Annotated in this window: 22 protein-coding genes; 10 read left to right on the top strand and 12 right to left on the bottom strand. The window is 43.5% G+C overall.

Annotated features, from left to right (window positions below; all coding sequences use genetic code 11):
* Positions 1-35: 35 nt before the first annotated feature.
* Positions 36-797 (bottom strand): phosphosulfolactate synthase, encoded by a 762-nt coding sequence (locus GO755_RS37570; protein ID WP_157590585.1) that lies wholly within the window; start codon positions 795-797, stop codon positions 36-38.
* A gap of 130 nt (positions 798-927) precedes the next feature.
* Between GO755_RS37570 and GO755_RS37565 the strand changes: the two genes are divergently transcribed.
* The 3 genes from GO755_RS37565 to GO755_RS37555 all read left to right on the top strand — a co-directional run bounded on the left by GO755_RS37565 (position 928) and on the right by GO755_RS37555 (position 4868).
* Positions 928-1377 carry a PaaI family thioesterase gene (locus tag GO755_RS37565; protein ID WP_157590584.1) on the top strand — a complete coding sequence of 150 codons (450 nt, stop codon included), beginning with the start codon at positions 928-930 and terminating at the stop codon, positions 1375-1377.
* Positions 1378-2214: 837 nt separating this feature from the next.
* Positions 2215-4194, top strand: coding sequence for a hypothetical protein (locus tag GO755_RS37560; RefSeq protein ID WP_157590595.1), 1980 nt, complete (start codon positions 2215-2217; stop codon positions 4192-4194).
* A 218-nt stretch (positions 4195-4412) separates the two neighbouring features.
* Complete coding sequence (locus GO755_RS37555) at positions 4413-4868, top strand: PPC domain-containing DNA-binding protein (RefSeq protein WP_227687256.1); 456 nt, start codon at positions 4413-4415, stop codon at positions 4866-4868.
* A gap of 71 nt (positions 4869-4939) precedes the next feature.
* Here GO755_RS37555 and GO755_RS37550 read toward each other — a convergent pair whose 3' ends face one another.
* The 3 genes from GO755_RS37550 to GO755_RS37540 form a co-directional block, all read right to left on the bottom strand.
* The gene (locus GO755_RS37550; protein ID WP_317166038.1) at positions 4940-5533 is read right to left on the bottom strand and encodes a bifunctional nuclease family protein; all 594 of its coding nucleotides are present in this window, start codon (positions 5531-5533) and stop codon (positions 4940-4942) included.
* A 106-nt stretch (positions 5534-5639) separates the two neighbouring features.
* Positions 5640-6602 carry an electron transfer flavoprotein subunit alpha/FixB family protein gene (locus GO755_RS37545; RefSeq protein ID WP_157590582.1) on the bottom strand — a complete coding sequence of 321 codons (963 nt, stop codon included), beginning with the start codon at positions 6600-6602 and terminating at the stop codon, positions 5640-5642.
* An 80-nt stretch (positions 6603-6682) separates the two neighbouring features.
* The gene (locus GO755_RS37540) at positions 6683-7420 is read right to left on the bottom strand and encodes an electron transfer flavoprotein subunit beta/FixA family protein (protein WP_157590581.1); all 738 of its coding nucleotides are present in this window, start codon (positions 7418-7420) and stop codon (positions 6683-6685) included.
* Positions 7421-7591: 171 nt separating this feature from the next.
* Between GO755_RS37540 and GO755_RS37535 the strand changes: the two genes are divergently transcribed.
* Positions 7592-7921, top strand: coding sequence for a tetratricopeptide repeat protein (locus GO755_RS37535; RefSeq protein ID WP_157590580.1), 330 nt, complete (start codon positions 7592-7594; stop codon positions 7919-7921).
* Positions 7922-7937: 16 nt separating this feature from the next.
* On the opposite strand, the gene GO755_RS37530 is transcribed toward GO755_RS37535, so the two are convergent.
* A complete protein-coding gene (locus GO755_RS37530; RefSeq protein ID WP_157590579.1) occupies positions 7938-8747 on the bottom strand; it encodes a cupredoxin domain-containing protein in 810 nt (269 codons plus the stop codon).
* Between the two features lie 334 nt (positions 8748-9081).
* On the opposite strand from GO755_RS37530, the gene GO755_RS37525 reads away from it, so the two are divergent.
* On the top strand, positions 9082-10104 hold the full coding sequence (locus tag GO755_RS37525; RefSeq protein ID WP_157590578.1) for a hypothetical protein: 1023 nt from the start codon (positions 9082-9084) through the stop codon (positions 10102-10104).
* A 61-nt stretch (positions 10105-10165) separates the two neighbouring features.
* Here the strand turns inward: GO755_RS37525 and GO755_RS37520 are convergent, their stop codons facing one another.
* From GO755_RS37520 to galK, 6 genes are all read right to left on the bottom strand, one after another.
* Positions 10166-11350 (bottom strand): Nramp family divalent metal transporter, encoded by a 1185-nt coding sequence (locus GO755_RS37520; RefSeq protein WP_317166037.1) that lies wholly within the window; start codon positions 11348-11350, stop codon positions 10166-10168.
* A gap of 102 nt (positions 11351-11452) precedes the next feature.
* On the bottom strand, positions 11453-11926 hold the full coding sequence (locus GO755_RS37515; RefSeq protein WP_157590576.1) for a Dps family protein: 474 nt from the start codon (positions 11924-11926) through the stop codon (positions 11453-11455).
* A 94-nt stretch (positions 11927-12020) separates the two neighbouring features.
* A complete protein-coding gene (locus GO755_RS37510; protein ID WP_157590575.1) occupies positions 12021-12959 on the bottom strand; it encodes a sugar phosphate isomerase/epimerase family protein in 939 nt (312 codons plus the stop codon).
* A gap of 131 nt (positions 12960-13090) precedes the next feature.
* Positions 13091-13771, bottom strand: coding sequence for a cell division ATP-binding protein FtsE (locus GO755_RS37505; RefSeq protein ID WP_157590574.1), 681 nt, complete (start codon positions 13769-13771; stop codon positions 13091-13093).
* A 107-nt stretch (positions 13772-13878) separates the two neighbouring features.
* A complete protein-coding gene (gene fsa / locus GO755_RS37500) occupies positions 13879-14538 on the bottom strand; it encodes a fructose-6-phosphate aldolase (RefSeq protein ID WP_157590573.1) in 660 nt (219 codons plus the stop codon).
* 62 nt (positions 14539-14600) lie between these two features.
* Positions 14601-15773, bottom strand: a complete 1173-nt coding sequence (gene galK, locus GO755_RS37495) for a galactokinase (protein ID WP_157590572.1) — start codon at positions 15771-15773, stop codon at positions 14601-14603.
* Between the two features lie 367 nt (positions 15774-16140).
* Between galK and GO755_RS37490 the strand changes: the two genes are divergently transcribed.
* From GO755_RS37490 to GO755_RS37480, 3 genes are all read left to right on the top strand, one after another.
* Complete coding sequence (locus tag GO755_RS37490) at positions 16141-16863, top strand: tetratricopeptide repeat protein (RefSeq protein WP_157590571.1); 723 nt, start codon at positions 16141-16143, stop codon at positions 16861-16863.
* A gap of 85 nt (positions 16864-16948) precedes the next feature.
* Positions 16949-17299 carry a transmembrane 220 family protein gene (locus GO755_RS37485; protein ID WP_157590570.1) on the top strand — a complete coding sequence of 117 codons (351 nt, stop codon included), beginning with the start codon at positions 16949-16951 and terminating at the stop codon, positions 17297-17299.
* Positions 17296-18138 (top strand): hydroxymethylglutaryl-CoA lyase, encoded by an 843-nt coding sequence (locus GO755_RS37480; protein ID WP_157590569.1) that lies wholly within the window; start codon positions 17296-17298, stop codon positions 18136-18138. Before GO755_RS37485 ends, GO755_RS37480 begins: the two co-directional genes overlap by 4 nt.
* A 28-nt stretch (positions 18139-18166) precedes the next feature.
* On the opposite strand, the gene GO755_RS37475 is transcribed toward GO755_RS37480, so the two are convergent.
* Positions 18167-18691, bottom strand: a complete 525-nt coding sequence (locus GO755_RS37475) for a DUF7935 family protein (protein WP_157590568.1) — start codon at positions 18689-18691, stop codon at positions 18167-18169.
* A gap of 116 nt (positions 18692-18807) precedes the next feature.
* Here GO755_RS37475 and GO755_RS37470 point away from each other — a divergent pair, with 116 nt between their 5' ends.
* Complete coding sequence (locus tag GO755_RS37470) at positions 18808-19092, top strand: HesB/IscA family protein (RefSeq protein ID WP_157590567.1); 285 nt, start codon at positions 18808-18810, stop codon at positions 19090-19092.
* A 117-nt stretch (positions 19093-19209) separates the two neighbouring features.
* Positions 19210-23067, top strand: a complete 3858-nt coding sequence (locus tag GO755_RS37465) for a sensor histidine kinase (RefSeq protein ID WP_317166036.1) — start codon at positions 19210-19212, stop codon at positions 23065-23067.
* The last annotated feature ends 63 nt before the right edge of the window (positions 23068-23130 follow it).

Raw genomic sequence — 23130 nt, 5'->3', positions numbered from 1 at the left:
TGGGTAGTATCGACTATTGACTGACGACCATTTGGCTATTTTTCTAAAAAGTGCGTAAATGTATCACCCCGTAAACCTAATCGTATGGTTTCTAGAGGAATAACTTCGTGGGGGGCAATATTGCCGAGATTGACATTGGCGCCAAGTAGCTTCACGAACCAAACTTGCTGTTCTTTTTGGGGAGCTTCCCACAGAATGCTCTCGAATGGAACTTGCGTCAGAATTTCTTCAACTAACCCCTGACGTACTTCACCACTTGATCGAAATAAGCCAACAGTTCCGCCTTCGCGGGCTTCACCAATTACTTTCCAGGAGCCAGCCTGAAGCTCGGCTTTCATCAATTGAATCCACTTATAAGGCGGTATAATCTTAGCTTCGTCTTTGGAACCTACCTCTGACAATACTGTTACCTGAGTAGCGAGTTTACGGATGTAGTCACATTTATCGTCTTGAGCCATATCAATCGAACCGTCCGACACTTCTGCATATTCCATGCCGTATTTATCCAGCAATTTGCGGTACTCATCAAACTGATTACGTACTACAAAGGCCTCAAACAAGGTTCCGCCAAAATAAACAGGGATACCTGCTTCCCGATAAATAGCTAATTTTTCCTTAAGTTTTGGTGTAACAAATGATGTTGCCCAACCTAATTTAACAATATCAGTATAGTCAGCAGAGGTAGATAAGAAATCCTCTACTTCCCGCAGGCTTAGCCCTTTGTCCATCACCATCGTTAATCCGCTTTGGCGAGGTTTCGTAGTGCGGTCGGGAAGCTGCGTAAGCGTGTAATTCATACGAAGTAATCGAGTAGGCGTATTAATAATCGCTCAAAAGTAACATAAGTCTTGAAAACCTCCCAAGAAAATCCACAAATAATAGCGGCTTGCGGGCTTGTGACTTAGTTTAATGCTATTTTTGCCGGATATGGACAATTTAATAAACCCTCGTCTTACCTTCTTTCGTTCGCAGATTGGTCAAGACATGCGTAGTAGCATATCGCCTTTTGGGCGCTGGCTCAATGGCACAATACGAGCTGTCGATTATGGACGTATGGTAGTCGATTATATTGTTCGTAAGGAATTAACTAATCCAGCTAATGTACTCCATGGTGGGGCTGCATCAGCCATTCTGGATGATTTGGTTGGCGCAACGGTGTTTGCACTTGGACGCGAATATGCCTATACGTCAGTTAACCTGACCATTGATTTTTTGCATGCAGCCCGCCTTGGTGATATCATTACTGCAACAGCAGAAGTTATACGAGAAGGCAAGAATATTATTCATTGTGAGGGACGAATTGTAGCTCCTGACGGTAAAATCATTGCAAAATGCACTACAAATCTGATTCAAACATCGATAAAACTGAGCTTATAGTTTTTTTGTAATAAAAATAATTTTTATTTTAGGTTACTTATTTATTGTGATATGCATTTACCTTTGCCAACGGATACCAAACTTCTATTGACGCGACTCACTGAGTAAGACAATTCCTGTATACTTTCTTTGCCGCTAGATAACCATCAGTAGATGTAGCCAATATTTATCTTCAGGTGAAAATAATCAATTGTTGTAGTACTCATAATAGAAGAAATTGCGGAAGAATTAAGACAATGGCAAGAAAAAGTTATTTGTTCAGCGGTTAACCAAGGAATTGTTTTTTTATCACTTGATTATTACTATTATTGACCGTCAATAAAACTGAGGAAGTTTTAAACACAATTTGGACAATTTAGTAGTATTGCTAGTCCACTGCCTTGGTTTACTTTACTATTTGGCAATAGATGCTTAAAAAAAATGGGAAGTATGAATTGACTTTTACAATTCGGTCTTAACATTGCAGAAAAATAAGGAATAAGCTCTATTTACCCATATATGTTGTCTGATGGACGACAAAGTAAGTTGTTGGTCGAATTCATTCGATTCTATTTTTATGGAAATATTTTTCGTGTAAATGCAACTTGCAATTTTTTTTGTGAAACCTGAGAAACATTTAGCCGGAAAGTTAGTCATATAGGGTATACGTTCGGACTGCTAGTCAGTCTTACCTGTAGAAATGCTTGGCTGACAAAGCGGAATAAACCACAAATGTGTGGAAGAACCGTTCCCTAAGTTTCTACGGTCACATTTGGGAGAATAAAAGTTTAATTAGAATCATTGCGTCAAATTAACTCAATAAATATGCGAACATTTATCCAACAACACCCCCTGAGGATGCTGGCTGGACTCGTGTTGCTAAGTTTTGCAATACCATCTATCAGTCTTGCTCAACAGGCTGATACAGTCCGGGTTCAACCCGCTGCGACTACTTCCAGCGGGAATTACACGCGCGAGAATATCTATCGTTTGGGGAAAGGTATTTATACCGACACTCTTCGTAGAAGCGATTTCAAAGCGCAGGCTAGTGATGTGGCTGAACTCGATGACTGCGACACAACCTTTCAAACATTCATTTTAGTTCGGCGATTATCGCCTTGGCGAGTAGGGTTATATGCAGGCCCTAACTTCGCATATTGTGGTACATGGGAAAACACGTTTGGCCCAAATAAAAGAGATAATACTCTCTATAACGGGGCTGGTTTTAACATTACTGCTAATGCTGACTATTACTTAACCCCTGCAACTCGCCGACTCCGTTTTGGCTTAGGTGCAGCTTTTGGGTATGGCAACTACATTACACGTAGTATATACCGTGATTATCTGTATACACTGGCAGCTGCACGAGGATTCAATAGTTCGCAGGTAACAATTCGGCAGCGTCCTTCTGAAGATATGTTCCTGACGGTTGGGCCAGTTCTTCAGTTTACGATCGCTCGTAGCCGCCGTAATCCTGATGCTGTAACCTTTATTGAAGCAGCCGCTCGTGGCGGTCTGTTCCGTACAGAGGCTGCCACTATTTCAGCCTATACGCCGTCAACGCTAACACTACCAGCGGTTCCTTCTTTTGTAGATGGTGGAGGACTTATCCGATCGGTTAATCCAAGCTCTAACCTTTATCATTTAGGTGCTCTGGGGTCCTTGGCTATTTTCTTCCCACTCAAGAATAACTGGAATATTGGTCTACAGGGCCAAGGCTTTATTACGAAATTAAATTACCTGATTGTCAATGGTGTTGATGATCAGCTATATGAATTTAAGCGTAATCATGGTGGCTTCAGTGTTGGGCTGGCAGTTCGGAAAGGATTTGTTCAGAAAAAGCTTATCCCCAAAGCTCCAGTTTCCTGCCCAACTTGCGAGCAGATTCCCGAGCTGAGTGTTCGATTCAATGGCGCTTCGCTCAAAGGTGCATCACTAGCTTATGCTGATGGAACTACCGCTCCGGTTAACACCGCTGCTACCGCTCCAGTTATTAGCTGGCGCAGCACGACTCCAAATCCGAAAAACGAAACCTTTACAGCTCGTTTATATTATCGCCCGGATTCAGTCGTAGCAGGTAATACCGATCAAGTAATTGCTCAATTAGAAAATACGACTGATACAACGCTCACATTCCCAACAGCCTATTTCTCAAATGGTCAATTGAACCCTGGTTTCTATTACGTAACGGTTCATAATAAGCAGACTGCCAAGTGCGGTACTTGTATGAGCGAAGTTGTAACAACAAGCTTCTCCAGCGTTCGCCCAAGAAATATTGTTCAGCCAGAATGTGAATATCGTCACCGTCTAGAGCGTCTGGAAGTTTACTACCGTACACCTTACACCCGCGAAGTTGCTAACGTCTGTTACTGTAACGGTACCGTTACCTCAGTTGGAGACACGGTTACTCGCCTGCGTTACCGTGGTCTGAACCGTCGCTTGGCAGACAATGTAGTTGAGTTCGATACGAATACCGTTATCCTGAATCTTAACGAATTGCCAGGTGGTATAGCTCAGCAATTGCAAGCAGAGAAAGCGAAAATTGAAAGTGGCAACGCTATTCGCTTCAAAGGTCGCCGAGTACGTCCACAGGTTCAGTACTTCCGCGCTGTATTCACAGTTACGAAACTGCCATGCAATGGCCAGCCTGAACAAACAGTGGGTAGCTTCAATACAACAATTAGTGATAACAGCTACACAATCACTGACCTGAAGCCGCTGACAGATGATCAGAAAGCTAAGTTGCTTGCTCCTCCAGCGCCCGTTAAGAAAAAGGCAACGCGTCGCCGGGCTGGTAACAGTGGTCGCCGGTCAGATGTAATGTTTGGAGTTGAATAACAAAATGCTAATAATACAATAACAGAAAAACCGGAAGCCAACGCTTCCGGTTTTTCTGTTATTGTATTATTAGGTTTATTGAAGGAGATAAAGTCGAGGTAAATAGCGATTTTATCTCGGAAGTCGACCTTGTGTCTTTACAATTCTGTATGGTTTCCAATCCATTCGTACAAATGCGAGTTTTTATATTATTGGTTCTATTTTACAATTTTATACTAATGCTTAACGCGCAACCCTACCCGCCAACTGCTCCAGTCGTTTCGACAATGACGCAGACGTACTCATTCCGGCTGCGACCAGGACAGGATTTAAAAAAGGAATTAGATACTTTCGTGCATCAGGAACGCGTCGAAGCAGGAGCCGTGTTGACTTGTGTGGGTAGTTTAACTGATGTAAGCTTGCGACTGGCTAATCAGACAGAGTCTAGTCTGTGGCGAGGCCATTTTGAAATTGTTTCCTTAGTTGGTACACTCTCAACAAATGGAAGCCATATCCATTTATTAGTATCAGATTCAACAGGTCGAACCCTGGGAGGCCATTTAATGGAAGGTTGTAAAATTTATACCACTGCCGAACTGGTGATTGCAGTCATGACCGATATAACATATGCACGAGAGGTCGATCCAGTTTTTGGCTATCGGGAATTAGTGGTCAGGAAGAAAAGGAGAAAATAAGTTTAAATCTTACATAAACAATGAAAGCCATCCGACTGGATGGCTTTCATTGTTTATGTAAGATTTGGTAATTAGTTACGTTTACTCATTTCATCACGAATTTTAGCTGCTCGTTCATACTCTTCATTGCCGAGAGCTTCTTCGAGCATTCGCTGAAGTTCTTCAGAAGAAGCATTCTTCAACTGATCGCCAAACGACCGGGTAGAAGGACGATTCGAGGAACGTACAAGTTCTTCCTGTTCCTCTTCATCATTGCCGCTTGCAGTAATGCCCGCTTCTGACAAAATAGACTCGTTTGTATAGATCGGTACATTGAATCGGATACCAATGGCGATCGCATCTGATGGGCGGGCATCAACGACGGACTCCCGGACACCATCGAAACAAACGATTTTAGCAAAGAAGATACCTTCTCTTAAATCAGAGATCATGATTTCACGAACCGTAAATTTGAATTGTTCGGCAAACTGTTTGAACAAATCATGCGTCATAGGACGGTTCGGAACAATTTTTTCTATTTCGATAGCAATGGCCTGTGCTTCAAACATGCCAATGATGATAGGCAATCGTCGGTTGCCATATTCTTCGCCTAATACCAACGCAAACGAACCCGATTGCGACTGGCTGGGCGATAGTCCTAGTATTTCCAGCTTAATCTTATCCACGGTGCGAAATTAGCAATTTTTAGCCTTCTGTCATCAGCCAAACGTCATCGGTAATCGTAAGTTTTTAATAAAACCTCATTAATTACCTCCAACTGACAATACCTGGCTAGAGAGCTTTTACTGCTTTCGTCAAACGAGGTAGCACATCGAATACATCACCAACTATGCCGTAATCTGCCGATTTGAAGAAAGGAGCATCTGCGTCCTTGTTAATAACAACAATTACCTTGGAGGAGTTTACTCCGGCGAGATGTTGTATTGCGCCCGATATGCCACAGGCAATATACAGATTAGGACTTATTTTGAGGCCTGTTTGGCCTACATGCTCGGAATGAGGACGCCAATCCAAGTCAGATACTGGTTTCGAACAGGCAGTTGCGGCATGCAATGCTTTAGCCAAATCTTCAACAATACCCCAATTTTCAGGTCCTTTCAATCCACGTCCAGCTGATACGACCAGATCTGCCTCAGGAAGCAAGATATCGCCCGATGATTTCTCCGTGCTTTTTATCGAAATGGCAAAATCTGAGTCGTTTAACGCTGGAGTGAATGCACTGACCGGAGCTGTGGCTTCTGATTCTTCGGGTGTAATGGTATTTTTCTTGATAGCCAAAATTTTAATATCAGCTTTCAAGTCATTGTTGGCAAACGCTTTCCCCGTATAAATACTACTTTTGACCTGAAAACCGGTCGATAAATCGGGGAGCGCAATTACGTTTGCAGCCAAACCAGCTTTGAGTTTACCAGCCAGACGAGCTGTCATAGCGTCGGCAAGCGATGATTTAGCCAGTACAATAACCTTGCTTCCTTCCTGCTGGGCAGCTGCGGCTACCACTGTAGCGTAGGCCATACCATTAGGCTCGTTTAATTTAGTATCTGTGGCATGTAGAACGCTTGTAGCTCCGAAACGTCCAGCAGAGGCCAATTCTGAGTCATCGGCCGCTCCAATAATAATGGCTGTTGCCGATGTGCCTGTCATTTGAGCCACCTTGGCTCCGTAGAAAATAGCCTCTTGAGAGGATTTCTTGATCTTACCTTCGTCTAATTCGGCAAATATGAGAACTGACATAAAAGAATTTTCGATTTATGGTTTTCAGTCTTTGGTTCCTAAGCTTGTTAGCTGAACCTTATTCCGAAAGCCGAATGCAATTAAATTACTTTAGCTTCTGTATGTAGTAATTGGATGAGCTTTTCAGCTTCGTCGGCAGGAATCATTTTTACGGCGCCACGGGGTGCTGGGAGCTCATAACTGGCAACAGTCGTAAGTTTATCAGTGCCAGTCGGTTCAACTACTTTGAGAGGTTTAGTTCGAGCAGTCATGATGCCACGCATGTTTGGAATCTTCCATTCGGCAATAGGCTCCTGACAACCCAGTACTAATGGTAACTTAGCTTCTAAGCTTTCCTTCCCACCTTCAATTTCGCGGGTAATTTTGGCTGTATCTCCATCAAGATCAAGGAGCATAACGGGTGAGATTGAGGGTATACCAAGCATCTCGCCAACAATACCATGAACTTGGCCACCATTGTAGTCGATAGATTCGCGACCCATTAGAATCAGATCATAGCTAGTTTCTTTGGCAATTGCTGCAATCTGTTCAGCTACGAAATAAGCATCGGTAGGTTCTGCATTTACTCGGATGGCATCGTCGGCCCCAATGGCCAGACATTTACGAATAACAGGTTCAGAGTCCGCTTGTCCAACGTTCAGAACAGTTATTGTAGCACCCGTTTTTTCTTTGAGCTCAACAGCTCGTGCTAACGCATAATCGTCATAGGGCCCTGTAATGAAAGTTACGCCTGCCTTGTTGAGCTTGGTGTTATTGTCTGTAAAGGCAATTTTTGTGGTGGTGTCAGGCACACTTGTCACACACACTAATATTTTCATGTTTAATCGGGTTTTGTAGTGATTGTAATGTCTAGTCCCTGATTAATAGTTTTCAGTAGATTATATGTTAGTACATACCTATCGCCTGAGGACTGTTGACTAATTTTACGATTCAAAAATACAAACAATCTTAAAAAAATAGTATGCAAGCATACTATTTTTATCGAGCGTATGAACAATGAGCGCATTCAGCAATTAATGCAGTTTGTAGAGGAAGAACCGAGTAATCCATTCAATGTTTATGCATTGGCCATGGAATATATGAGTAGTCGACCCGACCAAGCGCGTATTTATTTTGACCAGCTAGTCACTGAATACCCTGATTATCTGCCCACTTATTATCATGCAGCCGCGCTTTACGCTGAATTGGACGAGCGGGATAAAGCCTCTGAATTATACGAAATAGGTATTGCACTGGCTAAAGTGCAAAATAACTTGAAGGCTTTACAGGAATTGCAGCGAGCGCAACAGGCGTTTGAAGATGATGACGACGATTGGTGAGCAGAACTGAACTTACTTACCGTCGTTTCCGAGCGTTCTTTTGTTGAACTAAATCCTGTTTGAAGAGCAGTGGTACACTAGCTTGTTCGGGTATGGTATAGTTGATGGCCAGATACTTTGCAGACTGTACTTTGGGCAGATATACAAGCCCTCGAACTGATTCCCCAGGAGCCAATGTATTTGCTTTGAGGGCTAATTCCCGCCAGCGGTATTCTTCGTAGTCATAGCGTTGCATTCGATTAGCAAATGTACTATAGTCAACAGCCCGTTTAACGGCAATCCCCTGATAGGCAAGGCTATGAACAACTCGATTGTTGGTATATTCTCGGTACGAACGACTATTACTTGACGACGAAACATCAGACGCAATCGTGGCCACCATTAGAATGGTGTTTATTACTTTAGCGCGCTTTAATCGTTTTTCCTCCTCTTTACGTTTGATACCCATACGACCAGCTTCGTAGGCAGGATCGGCCGCTGAGCGAGCAAGTACTGCATTTGAATTTTGTATATCTGCTAGTGTATCCTGTGCAGAACCCAGAGCTACAAAATGAAAATCAGCCGGATTGACTTCAATAGGGTGGTCTGTATGATTTTTTATTTCGACATCCAGTACAACAAACTCTAACTCATCTCGCTCAAACGAAGCAACTACACCCACACTATTTTGCTCGGATTTAGTAACTGGGCGACCATCAATTGTTACTACATCCCCCGAAACGGGTTCGAGCCGATAAGTAGTTGTAAGAGTTGGAGCACAGCTACTTAGAATGCTGGCTAGAAAGCTAGTAACCAACACATAATTAATAATAGAAAAAAGCTTCATGGTCGAATGAATCGAAGCAAGTGACTGAAGTTTACTTACAGTAAAGTTACATAATCACGTTGTTATGTTTTGTCAGAAAAACAATAGTTTTATCTAAGGGTAGTAATTAGCTACCGCTAAATAAAATAGCGATAAATCTTACTAAGAAGAAGTTTAAATGTCACAACTTCGATCTATTAATACAAAAATTCATTGCTTATTCTACTTCTGTTTTTTCGATAGCTTATATAGTGTCGTTATTCACTATATTTCAATTAATTGTAAATTAAAGGAACAAGAAAAAACGGAACGAAAATTGCTATATTTATCATTATTTCCATATCCAGTTTTACTTATGAAACACATTACCTTTACTCTTCTCGTTCTAACCACCGGCTTAGCCACAAAGACATTAGCCCAAAGTCAGATTATCACGCCTGACAATCAGGTTGTTAGTTTCCAGTCGCCTAATGGGACCAATAATTTATTTATTGGACAGAGTACCACCGCTACCATTGGTGGAACAGGGACATATAATACATTTATGGGTAGTATGTCTGGGCAAAGTAATACAAGCGGATCATACAATACTTATTTTGGCTATAAAGCTGGTTTCCCCAATACGACTGGCAGTCATAATACGTTTGTTGGCGTTGAATCAGGTAAACTCAATACCGATGGTAGTGATAATGTGTTTATAGGTTATAATGCTGGGCAACTCAATCAACGTGGCAGTCGTAACCTGATTATTGGGCCCAATGCTGGTTTTGAGACTGTGGACGGTCAGGACAATACATTACTGGGTGCCAATGCTGTTGGTGTAGGCGTAGGATTATCGAATGCAACGGCTATTGGAGCGAATGCCCGCGTTTTGAGCAGCAATGCGATGGTATTGGGAAATAATGTCAATGTGGGTATTGGTACGTCAACTCCGCAGAATCGACTTGAACTTACTGCAGGTACAGATGGACGTAGCGGCCTTCGGTTGACAAATATGACAGCTAATTCACAACCAAGCGATGCGACTGCTGGTAAATTTCTAACTGTTAACGACAAAGGTGATGTTACCTTAGCCGCCCGGCTTTCGGCGCTGGCGATGCATGTACAACCTGTATCAGAACGCCAATGGGCTGATTATGTATTTGCACCAACCTACAAATTGCAGTCACTGGCGGAGGTAGAGCAATATGTTCAACAAAACAAGCATTTGCCTGATATGCCAAGTGCTAGTGAAATGGTAAAGGAAGGCGTTGACCTCACTAAACTGTTGGCTACGTTGGTGAAGAAAAACGAAGAATTGACGCTTCACTTGATTGAGCAGCAAAAACGAATTGAGCGATTGGAACAGCAGAACCGTCGACTAAATAAAAAGAAGTAAATAATTTTACCTGGAGTAAGGGGCTCAGCCATAGCGTTTACACTATGCCTGAGCCCCTTACTTATTGAAATGCTAGCCAGACGTTCCAAAGTCCCAATGCTGCTGTTACGAGTACGACCAGCCCCATTGACAAATTTTGAGCCGGCGAGTTAGTATAAGTATCTCCTAACAATTTTCGATTGTTAACAGCGGCAAATAAGAAAATTGTTACAAATGGGAGTAAAATACCGTTGATGGCCTGTACCGCTACAATCACCGGGATGGGGGTTACATTTAGTAAACCGAAGATTAAACCTGTTAGCATAACTACGATCCAGATACCACGGTAGGTTGATGAATTTTTTCGAACGCCTAACAAGCTTTGGGCAGTTACGGCTGCGGCCAGTGGAGCAGTCAATGAGGAGGCAAAACCAGCCGCAAATAAACCAAAAGCAAATAAAGATCCTGCCCATGTGCCCAACCGATCGGTCATTACCTGCGCCATGTGTGGATAGGAGAAATCGCCAGGAATAAGCAATCCGGCCAGCAATAGCACAACCGAAATGATTCCGCCTAATACGACCGCCACCCAAATCCCCAATCGCATTTCGCTTAATGATTGGCCAGGCACAATGCTTGATCCAAAAAACAAATTATAGGGTACAATAGTCGTTCCAATCAGACTATTAATGAGTAGGAGTGAGTTGTCTGGAAAGCTCGGGGTAATTAGCGCTTTCGTTAATTCGATGGACGTGACGGGTGTTCCAAACGCTACGTAGACAAAAGCCCCACCCATAGCGAAGACAATTATGCCCAGGAAATTGGCCAAATTCTGGGTTGAACCAATCCATAACAAGGCGATACAAATCAAGCCGATACCAATTGTAAGTATGGGAACAGGCAGACCTGTAAGTAGGGATAGGCCTGCCACCGCCCCGAGTATATTACCCGCTTGATAGGCAGCACAACCAAAAAAAATAGCAAGGAATAATGTCCAGGAAACCCAGCGCCCGCGTGTTCCGGTATACGTTTGCGTAATGACCTGGCCTAAATCATTACCTGTAGCAATAGTAATGCGAGCGGCTGCTTCTTGTAGCCAGACTGTGCCAAGAGTAGCAAAGGTGAGCACCCATAGCAAGTGTAAACCATACTTTGAACCAGCTATTGCACAGGCTGTAACAGATCCAGGACCAATAAATGCGGCTGAAATAACCGACCAAAATAAGACACTGCCAAGACCAGAGCGAATGGAAAGAGATTTGGGCACGATAAAAAAGTGAAGAGTGAATAATGCAGAATGATGAATATAGGAAATATTCCTAATACTCATTAGGCTACACTACTCACTCTTCCTTTTATGCTATTTCTACTACGAAAGATACTTGCGCAACATCCAGGCCATAGCTTCATGGGCCTCCATCAGACCCGTCAAAAAGTCGGCTGTACCTGCATCTTTCAATTCGTCGGCACATTTATCAACGTCATCCCGAAGTTCCCGGACGATTTGCTCATGGTCAGACAAGAGATTCTTGAACATTTCAGCCGTATCTTTTGGCTTTCCGGAGTCTTCTTTCAGACTTGTATTATGAATAAACTCGGCCATCGTAGCCAAAGGTATACCGCCCAATTGGCGAATCCGTTCGGCCACTTCGTCAATTTCTGCTTCGATAGCCTTATACTGACTTTCAAAGAATTTATGATACTCCATGAAGTTCGGCCCGGCAACATTCCAGTGGTATTTTCGGGTTTTAATGTAAAGTACGTGCAGATCAGACAGGAAGTCGTTCAACAGTGTATTGTCCTGTTTTAGAACATCTTTCTCAAGGCCTATATTGGGTTGCATAATAATAACGTGAGTTTAATTGACTTGGTAATTCATAAATAAACTGCATTGTGCAGTGTACGATGAATAACAGTCAATTGACCAGTTTGTTTCATTATCCTAACAACCCTGAGAAAACGGTTTTTGTATAAGTCAGGTCTTGTTTGTGTGCTTCCACTGGTCCCATTGTATTCGGTGACCCTTTCTCTAAACACTGCTCAAGAACCAGTAAGGGCCGAATATTCAGCGTTTTCAGATCAGTAGTGAGTCGACGATAATCGATGTCACCATCACTGAATGTCTCTTGCCAGATGCCATCGCGCGATTGACGAATGTGTACTTCAACAATACGTTTTCCGTAGAGTTTTACGACATCGAATAACGCTACCTGTGAGTTACCTGATCCCCGATAAACCCAATGTGCATCCAGGCAAAGCGATACATTTTTAGGATCGGTTGCCAGAAGCATATGGTGAAACTCGCGGGCGGCTTGCCGATGTTCGGGCGCGTGGGTATGATAGGCTAGCGTGATGCCACGCTTACGCAACTCGTCGCCCAGACGATCCAGATTTCGGGCTTGCTCGACCAGCTCAGCATCCGTTTTATCGTCGTTACTACCCCATTTAATTGGACTGGGATTAGTAACGAAAATAGTGGTTCCAGCAGGTCGTGAAGCATCGGCAATTAATAATACTGTATCAATGGATTTTTGTGCTTCCTCGGGCCGGTGAAGTGTACTATTGACGTATAAAGAGGGCATTCCTAGTCTATATTTCTTTAACAGCGGAATCAGTTTGGTCACTTCTTCAGCAGAGTTTATAGCTGGTTCATACGCTGTTAAGCCCGATTGTGCAAGTTCTGCTAATGAAGTATCAGGGTCGGCCATCCAGGTTTTGCCTTGCCGTCCGTAGAAAGTCAGCCAACTGTAGGAATTACAGGCAATTGGAAATGATTTTACAATTGACCCGGCTTGAATTGGGTTACTTATAGGTAGTAAAGAGGTTCCGGTGAGCGCAGTAAATAAGCTAAGGAAATGACGACGGTCAAAATTCATAGGACTGAAGAACTAATGCAACGTTAGATTCTATGCACTCTACTGTACTGATAGCCAATGCTATCTATTCAATAGAATTTACAATTTCTAAAGAAGCGAAGTCTGCCTGCTTACTCAGTCCTGAAGTTAACTTACCCTCCTAATTCTATTACTTGCCCCTCCTGACAGCGTAATACACGGGCAGGATATTTGTGCAACAGGTCGTAGTTGTGTGTAGCCATGAGTACAGCAGTTCCGGCGTTGTTAATAGCCTGAAATACTTTCATAATCTGATCAGATACTGCCGGGTCGAGGTTACCCGTGGGTTCGTCGGCAATGAGAATGAGAGGCTCATTCAACATAGCACGGGCAATAACTACACGTTGTTGTTCACCGCCTGAGAGTTGGTGAGGCATTTTTTTCTGGGCTGTTCCCAAGCCGACCTGCATGAGCACATCGGCAATGCGGTTGTTCATATCAACCTTGTTTGACCAGCCGGTTGCTTTGAGAACAAACTTTAAGTTATCTTCTACGGAGCGATCAAAAAATAATTGAAAGTCCTGAAAAACGATTCCGATTTTCCGGCGGAGCTGTGGGACATCGCGTGGCTTGAGTGAATCGAGGGGATAACCGGCTACAATGCCTTTACCGTTCTGAAGCCACAAATCGGCATATAAGGTCTTTAATAAGGATGATTTTCCACTCCCGGTTCGACCAATAAGATAGGCAAAATCTCCCTTATTAATCTGAAACGATACATCTCCTAAGACCAACTTCTTGCCTTGATAGATATCGGCGTGTTCGAGTGTAAGGACGGATTCAGTGGAAAACATAGGGATTTACGATTTACGATTTACGAAGTATGATTTACGGTACCACATAACGACTAATCGTAACGGGGCCGTCCGCGCGGTCGTACTTCGTAAATCGTAATTCAAACTTACTTTTTCTCGGCTTTTGCGTGGTCAGCCAGGAATTTAGCGAGGCCACTGTCAGTCAGAGGGTGATTGAGTAACATCTTAATAACGCTCAATGGTGCTGTCATAACATCTGCACCAATTTCGGCGCACTGAATAACGTGCATTGGGTGGCGTACAGATGCAGCTAGTACTTCGGTTGTGTAGCCGTAGTTCGTGTAGATATTCACAATCTGCTCGATTAGGGCCATACCGTCAGTCGAAATATCGTCTAAACGACCTACAAACGGCGATACATAAGTAGCTCCCGCTTTAGCGGCCAACAGAGCCTGGCCAGCTGAGAATACCAGTGTGCAATTTGTACGAATGCCTTTTTCCGAGAAATATTTAATGGCTTTGATGCTATCGCCACTCATTGGCACCTTTACCACGATGTTCTCGTCGATATCAGCCAATTCTTCGCCTTCCTTGATCATCTCGTCGTAGGTAGTCGAGATAACCTCTGCACTTACATCGCCTTGAACGATTTCACAGATTTTCTTATAATGGCCCATTACGCTGTCTTTTCCCGTAATACCTTCTTTAGCCATTAATGAAGGATTGGTTGTAACGCCGTCTAGAATACCCATGTCCTGGGCTTCTTTAATGTCAGCCAGATTGGCTGTGTCAATGAAAAATTTCATGGTAAAATAGAGTTAATTAATTGTCTGTGGTCAGTAAATCTATAAGCTGTTTTTTAGTCCATTTACTTATTAAGATCGACTGCCTTACTAACTATACTCGTTCCGTTTTGGATTTTGCAGACGTGAAGGTACGTATCTTTACCCGTTTGGGCTTTGTATTGTTTCATAATCAAGTCAGTAAATGAGTCAAGAGCTTCTTCACTGACCAGATTAATGGTACATCCTCCGAATCCCCCGCCCATCATGCGAGCCCCCAGCACGCCTGGTTGTTGACGGGCAATAGCTACCAAAATGTCTAACTCTGGGCAACTGACTTCATATAATGTACTTAGTCCTTCATGAGAACCGTACATCAGTTGGCCAAACGTAGCTATATCATTTGCCTCAAGGGCGGTTACTCCATCTAGTAAGCGCTGGTTTTCCTGCACCACATAGGCACACCGACGATAAATTAACGGCTCTGTATCGCGCAAATGTTGATCTAGCATTGCCATCGTTACATCGCGCAGACTCTTGATTTCAGGGTAAAATGCCTGTAGAAATCGAACACCTGCTTCACATTCAGACCGGCGTGTATTGTATTCTGAGCTTACTAAAGAATGCTTCACTCGAGAATCGCAGAGGACAATGCTGATGCCATCCATTTGCAAAGGAGCATAGGTGTATTCGAGCGATCGACAGTCCAGTTTAATCACATGATCGGCCTTGCCCATCATGCTGGCAAACATATCCATAATACCAACCTTGGCTCCAACAAACTCATTTTCGGCCCGTTGAGAGAGTTTAACCAACGCGATTCGATCAAGTCCTGTATTGAATAATTCGTTGAGAGCGAACCCAACTCCATTCTCAAGAGCCGCTGATGACGAAAGCCCTGACCCCATTGGGATCGTACCACCAAATACACAATTAAAGCCACCAATCTCATGGCCCGAAAGCCGGAATTGTGTGACTACTCCAAGCAGATAATCGGCCCAAGTATGTGTAGGAGTCAGGTTGTTGAGGGTGCCTTGATACGTTTTGTTCAGGTCATGGGCTACAAAATGCAGCTCATTGTCGGAACGGAGCCCAACGGCTAGATAAATTGCTTTGTCTATAGCGGCTGGAAGGACAAAACCTTCGTTGTAGTCGGTATGTTCGCCGATGAGATTAACGCGACCGGGCGAGCAAATCAGCAACGGGTCGGTATGGAATGAATTCTGAAAGGAAGCGGTGAGTTGGCTAAGCAGGTCCATTTTGGGTTTAGAGAATTTAGCGGTTTGATACAGCTAAACGCATAACCCGCTAAACAGCATAACCGCACAGAGCGGAAATAAAAAATGGCAAACCAATGTCTCACCGCTACGACCACCTACCCTTGCTTCGGTCAAGACCTGGGGGATTCAGCAGGAGCTGGTAGCACCGATTTGCCGATGCAAAGTTACGCAATTGTTAGTCAAACGACCAAATTTCACGCGTACCTTTGTCCAAATTAAAAATAATTGCGAATGCGTGACTGAGTGAATGACCGGGCCGCTGGAGCAGTGAATAGATGCCCGGTGATTTTAGTCACCGCTCCGGCGGCCCGGTCATTCACTCAGTCACGCATTCGCTCATTCTCCAATGAAGCGATTATCACTCTACATTATTCATTCTGCCTTAGTCCTCTTATCTGCCTGTAATTCATCTGATAACTACGTTGGGCAGGGGCGGGTTTATTTGAAAGAAGGCAAGTTTCGGGAAGCTGTACAGGCGTTGAATCAGGCTATCGAAGCCGACAATGACAACTCAGAGGCATTCAATTCAAGGGGTGTTGCCTATTTTGAACTAAAAGAATATGCCAATGCCACCCTCGATTATGATCAGGCTATCAAACTAGCCCCTAATTTTTATCGGCCTTACTATAATCGGGGATTGCTCAAAGTAGCTCAGAATGATTTGACGGGGGCTTTAAAAGATTATTCGGATGCGATCAAATTCGCGCCCGATACCAGTCGCCATATTAGTGCTGAATTATTTCTGAATCGGGGGCAGCTATTTGCCTCACAAGGACAGATTCAGCCGGCACTGACCGATTTTTCTCAGGCGATAACATTAGATTCGACAAACGCACTCGCTTTATATAATCGGGGAAATCTACAGTTTCAACAAAAAAAACTAGTTGCCGCTACGATTGATTTTCAGAAGGCGGCAACGGCTGATCCAAAGTTCGGCAAGGCGTTTTACGGGTTGGGGATTGCTCAATTGTTGCAAAATGCGCGGGAAAGCGGATGCCTAAACCTGAAACAAGCTCAAGTATTGGGTTATTCCGATGCGGCAAACGCAGTGGCGGAGTATTGTAACTGAGTTTTTGATGAAGTGAGTGAATTAAGTGAAACCTAAGTCCCACTCCACTCATTTCACTTACTCCACCAATTAACTAAAAAATAAAATGCGTAAAATCTTTTCTATCGTCTTTGGGTTGCTCTTCATTTTATTTGCGGCCTTTCAGTATAATGACCCTGATCCACAAGTCTGGATTCCAATTTACGGCTTTGCTGCAATAGCCTGTTTTATGGCCTATGCGGGTATTGGCCAATGGTGGTTTTTTGCAATAATGGGCGGAATTTATATTGGTGCGGCTTTTTACCAATGGCCTCCCAAATTCGAAGGTTTTTTGTTTAGCGAAGTAGGCATGCGTAGCATGAACATCGAAATGGCTCGCGAAGCTGGTGGGCTGGCCATTTGCGCTGTTGTGATGGTAGTGCTGGCCGTGCTCATGCGTCAATTAACTCGTCGATGAAGCTCATTGAGTGTCCCCGCGATGCCATGCAAGGGCTGGACCATTTTGTGCCGACAGAACTCAAGATCCAGTATCTGAACACGCTGCTACAAGTTGGTTTCGATACACTGGATTTTGGTAGTTTCGTGTCGCCCAAAGCGATTCCGCAGCTACGCGATACGGCTGAAGTTATGGCTGGACTTAACCTGTCGAAAACCAAAACGAAATTGCTGGTTATTGTCGCTAACCTGCGTGGTGCCCAGGAAGCTGCTTTGTATCCGCAAATTCAGTACATAGGCTTTCCTTTATCAATTTCAGAAACCTTCCAGCAACGTAACACAAATAAGACAATTGCGCAGGCATTTGTTGAAGTTGCCGAAATTCAGAAGTTGTGTATTGGGGTAGGCAAGGAATTGGTTGTTTATTTGTCAATGGGTTTTGGGAATCCCTATGGCGACCCTTATAGTCCAGATTTAGTAAGTAAGTTTACTGAACAATTAATCCAGTTGGGTATTACGATCATTGCTCCATCGGATACCGTGGGTTCGTCTGTCCCCGAAACTATTGAAACACTTTTTCGTCAGTTGATCAATGCATTTCCCAACGTTGAATTTGGGGCGCATCTACACGCCCGCCCTGGCGAAGCTCATGCTAAAATCAGCGCTGTAGCACGAGCAGGTGTCCAGCGGATAGATGGGGCTTTACGGGGTTTTGGCGGTTGTCCAATGGCTGCTGATGACTTAACGGGTAATCTGCCAACTGAAGAAATTATTCAAACACTGGCGAATGAAGGCGTCGCTCTTCCGATAAATCAGGCGGCTTTGCAAAAGGCTTTGATGCTATCGGCCGGGGTATTTTAACATAATGTGGGCATCCGCCCACACTACATTACATAAACATTGCCTGAATCTCTGCCTTTAATGCATGAAGGGCCTCGGACGTAGGCTGTTTGTCTCGCTGAATAATTCGTTCGAAGATTCGCTTCGATAGTTCGAGAGCAGGCGCGTCAGGGCGAGTATCGCCCGATGCCTGATTGACAAGTGTCATGACTTCGTTCATAGCGGCCTGAATCTGATCCCAAACAGCCTGACTCATGTACACTTGCTGTGATAGATTATGGTTGTATTCCTCCCGAATTTCCTGTAAAAGCCGTTGTTGAAACTCTAGTACGGTCGTGGAACTACCACCAAGTCGCAACAATAAATTATTAGGGCTAATACGTTCCAGAAATAGAACCATCCGCTCATATGCCTGCAATCGAATAGGAACAACAGTTTCCGTATAACGCGCCTGTACGTTGTATCGGTTATGGTCGGCTTCTCGCTCCAGTAATAGTTTTACAGTTAGATACATACCATATAGTACTAATCCTGATGGTACGATCAGTTTAAGGAAATCACTCAATAGATCCATAGAAAGAAGGAACGTCGTTCCGCAAAAATGGGTAATTTTGAAAAAAGGGTTTTAACAGTTTATGGTAGCTAGTGCAAGTGAATTGGCAATCGAATACCATAAACCTCATACAAATTATGTTGACAATCGATAATCCCGTTTCTGTTCGGCCCGAAGCGCGCCAACAAATTCTGGACACATTACGGGCTAATAAAATTCCCGGCGAGTATGGATTGCGTATTGGTGTCCGTGGGGGAGGCTGTGGCTCATCCTGGTTATTAGGATTTGACCTTCCCGGCCCCACCGACGAATTGTATAACGTTGAAGGAGTACAGGTCATTATTGATCGTAAACATTTACTTTATGTACTAGGGGCTGAAATTGGTTACGAATCGGGCGGATATACGGTTGAGAAGCATTAGCAGATAATTAATAGTTTATCGTTTTTAATGACTGATTTCTACCGATTATTAATTAACTATTAAAAACTTGGCATGATTTTAGGGATTGTTTTTAACTAAGACAATACTGCCCATTTGGTGAAGCGTATCGAGAAACATATCTTCCTGTTATTAGCAGCATTAGCTGGAGGCTTATCGGTCTTGTGCTTCTTCTTGCTGGAGCAGAATGCGCCTGGGGCAACGGATGAGCAATATGTGAGTGCTGTTCAGCAACGGGTGAAAGAAGAAATGCAGATTAGTACTGCTGATCTAGACAGCGTAACTAGTTTATTGCAGCGCGGTTCCAAGCCAACATTTACCAATCTATTTGAACTGCCTACTCATTATCCTTACTTCGTATTTCAAAATAAACAATTAGTCTATTGGTCTGACTATCGATTTATTCCGGATTTTTCTCAACTAGCCTCTGTAACGACAACACCTAAATTAATTGAATTTGAGCAGGGGCGCTATGTGGTTAGCCATCGACGTGTTCCTATTGGTACAGATGTACTGGATGTATTCTCGCTAGTGAATATTTACCGCTACTATCATAGTAATAATACGTACCTGCAATCGGGCTATAATCCAGATTTATTTGCGCTCGATCCTCAGTCTGTTATCGATAAACGCCAAAGTACTTATCAGGCCATTTACGATAACACTTCGGCTTTCCTATTCTCCGTAGAACCGCCGAAGGTAGACGCTTATCGTAATCACTCTACGCCTGTTAATACCGTCATCCTGGCTACACTGTTCATTGTTTTTCTGGGAATGTACGTGCTACAGCTGATGATTCGGCTCAAGAAGCAACGTCAGTATGAATGGGGTTTTGCTTGGCTAGCCATTTATTTGCTGGTACTAAGGGCAGCCATGCTTTATTTTGGCGTACCATTTTTATTTATCGAGACAGATCTGTTTAATCCTAAATATTATGCGTCGTCTGTTCTGGTACCTTCCCTGGGTGACCTGTTGCTCAATGCATTAGTGATTGCTGTACTAGCGTTCTACTGGGTCCGGTATTATTACCGTTCGAAGACCTACATGTTTTTACTGCATCGGCCGCAGTGGCTAAAATTAGTGCTATCGGTAGGATGCGTCGTTGCGAGTTATGCGGTGTTTTCGCTATGTTATATTGAGCTAAATAATATCTATGAAAAGTCTCAATTTACACTTGATATCACCTTAAATATCCATTTTTCGTTTCTAAAAATTGTGTGTCTGGTGGTTTTTATAACCATCTCTTGTATTTACTTCCTGGTAACTCATTTATTGGCCAGCCTTTTTTTGCGTTATAATCAGTTTAATCATATTGGCATTGGCTTATTATTGATTGTGGCCGGTACAGCACTAAGCAGCGGACTTTGGCTTATTGTGGGCGGTCCTTTAGAAAGTGTCTTTCTACTAAATGGTGCCTATTTCCTACTTATTTACATTAGTCAGCTTCCAAAAACACTCTATACATTCCGTTATAAAACGTCTATCTATCTGTTTTTAGCTGCCTTTATTTGTGCAGTTATGACTGCATATGTTGTTTATAATCAAGAGATTAGAAAACAATTGAATCATGAGCAGGAATTTGCGGCCCAGCTTCTAGCAGAAAATGATGTGTTTGGAGAGTTTTTGATGAGTAAGGCACAAGAGTCTATTCAAAAGGATGCTGAAATCGGCCGTGCTTTGCAGACGGATACCCTGCTGGTGCGGGAGCGTATTCAGCAACGGGTGAAGAGCCTGCATTTAGATAAATATTTTGATAAGTATGATATTGAAGTATTTTCATTTCGAGCGAATGGTCGGCCGCTCGACATTAGCCCAGATCCTATTTCCTTGTCTACCTTGACGAGTCGTTACCGTCAAACTAATTACAAAACGGAATACCCAGGCGTTTACTTTGTAAATGAAGTTGATAATCAGTTTGTTAAGCAGTATGTGTGCTTTGTGGCGATCCCTCGGCCTACCACAGCGTCGACTACAATTCAACCTGAGGGCGTCTCTGCACATGATACGTTAGGGTATGTTGTGCTGGATCTCCGTTTGCGAAATGAACGCCCCAAAAGTGTTTATCCTGAACTATTGGTAGATACAAAATTTACGCAAAATTCAGATACACAGGAGTATAGTTATGCATTTTTCTCCGGCCCGTCTTTAAGTCGTCCCGCCTTAGGTCCCGCACAGCACCGATTGCTGTATAGTGGCCCCGGTAGTTATAATTATGACCGAAAGCTTGATTTGACATTGCTCGACAATCCAACCCTATATACGACTGGAATTTTGAGCAACAAGTATCAGCATGTTGCTCAACGTGGGCATGATGGTCATATCGTTGTGGTGTCGTCGCCGGAATATCCGTTTAGAAATATCTTTTCCAATTTCTCTTTTCTTTATCTATTACTCGTCCTGACGGTTATTCTGGTGATTTTAGGCTATGCCATCAATTACCGATTCTCTAAGTTCAATATTAATTACTCGACCCGGATTCAGATCCTGCTAAATCTGGCTTTTTTTCTGCCTTTAATCTTTGTGATTCTTATTATTCTGGGCGTCATCAGTTCTAATTATGTTGATAATCAGAAAAATACATATATAAGCAATACGCGTAATATCGCCACCAACTTCCTGGTATACCTGGATGAACACCTCTATACAAAAAAGCGCAGTAAGGCGTCGATGGAAGAGGAGCTAAGTAAGATTGCCCGCGACGCTAACATTGACATTAACCTATTTGATACGAAAGGGCAGCTTTACACCTCCACACGCCCACTCATCTACGAGAGCGGGTATCTCTCCAAACGAATTAATCCGGCTGCTTACATTCACATTATTGAGGATAAAGAAAATCAAATTCTGCTTGATGAATCGCTGGGAAGTAAGCAATATCGGACGGCCTATGCGGGTATCAAATCGTACGACGGTCGGTTACTGGGTGTATTGAGCATTCCCTATTTTTATGCGCAACCTGAACTCGATCGGAAAATTATTGAAGTTATTGCTACCTCACTGAGCATTTTTACAGCTCTGTTTTTATTCTTTCTGATCTTATCCTACTTCGCATCCCATATGCTGACGAAACCCCTTCGGTTGCTGACGCAGAAGATCAGGAAAACCAATCTTGAGCTTCCTAATGATCCTTTACCGTGGCAATCTGACGACGAAATTGGCTTACTTATCCGGGAATACAATCGGATGCTACTCAAGTTAGAAGAAAGCAAGCAGGCGCTGGCACAGACCGAAAAACAATCGGCCTGGCGCGAAATGGCCAAGCAGGTAGCTCACGAAATTAAGAACCCGCTTACCCCTATGAAACTTACATTGCAACATCTGCAACGAACGTTTCCAAATTCGAAAAACTCCTCGAGTGGGACCAATGACCCAGCTCACCGAATTATTTTACGGACATTTGACTCGCTCTTAGACCAGATTGACAATCTGAGTGATATTGCCACATCATTCTCTGAGTTTGCAAAAATGCCATTGCCTAAAAAGGAAATTTTTGAAGTGGCAGGGGTATTCAATAAAACGGCCGATTTATATGGCGACGATAAACGAATTACGCTTCGGCGGGAAATCACCGCTGGTCCCGTTATGGTTGTCGGTGATCGGCAACTCATTGGTCGTATCCTAACTAATTTGCTGATCAATGCTATCCAGTCAGTTCCATCTGATCGAAAACCCGTTATTGATCTGAAGCTTTATACGAATAGCGACGCTGTGCAGATTGAAATTCACGACAATGGGGCTGGCATTCCGGAGGCAATCCAGAATAAGGTATTCCTGCCTAACTTCAGTACGAAACGGGGCGGGTCGGGACTAGGACTGGCTATTGCCAAACGGGGAGTTGAACATGCCGGTGGCACAATCTGGTTTGAGACCACCGAGGATGTTGGTACATCGTTTTTTGTATCGCTACCGTTGGCAGGCGTTCCAGGCCCCTTGGTTGGCGAGTCAGTGAACTACTAAATTGCCAGGTTTAAGGTTCTCAAGGCTTAGCAAGTATAATTAGGGGTTGTCAGGTATGATTAC

Origin of the sequence: Spirosoma arboris (assembly GCF_009754945.1) — a bacterium.
Classification (GTDB): Bacteria; Bacteroidota; Bacteroidia; order Cytophagales; family Spirosomataceae; genus Spirosoma; species Spirosoma arboris.
This window is presented reverse-complemented; position numbering and strand designations above follow the sequence as displayed.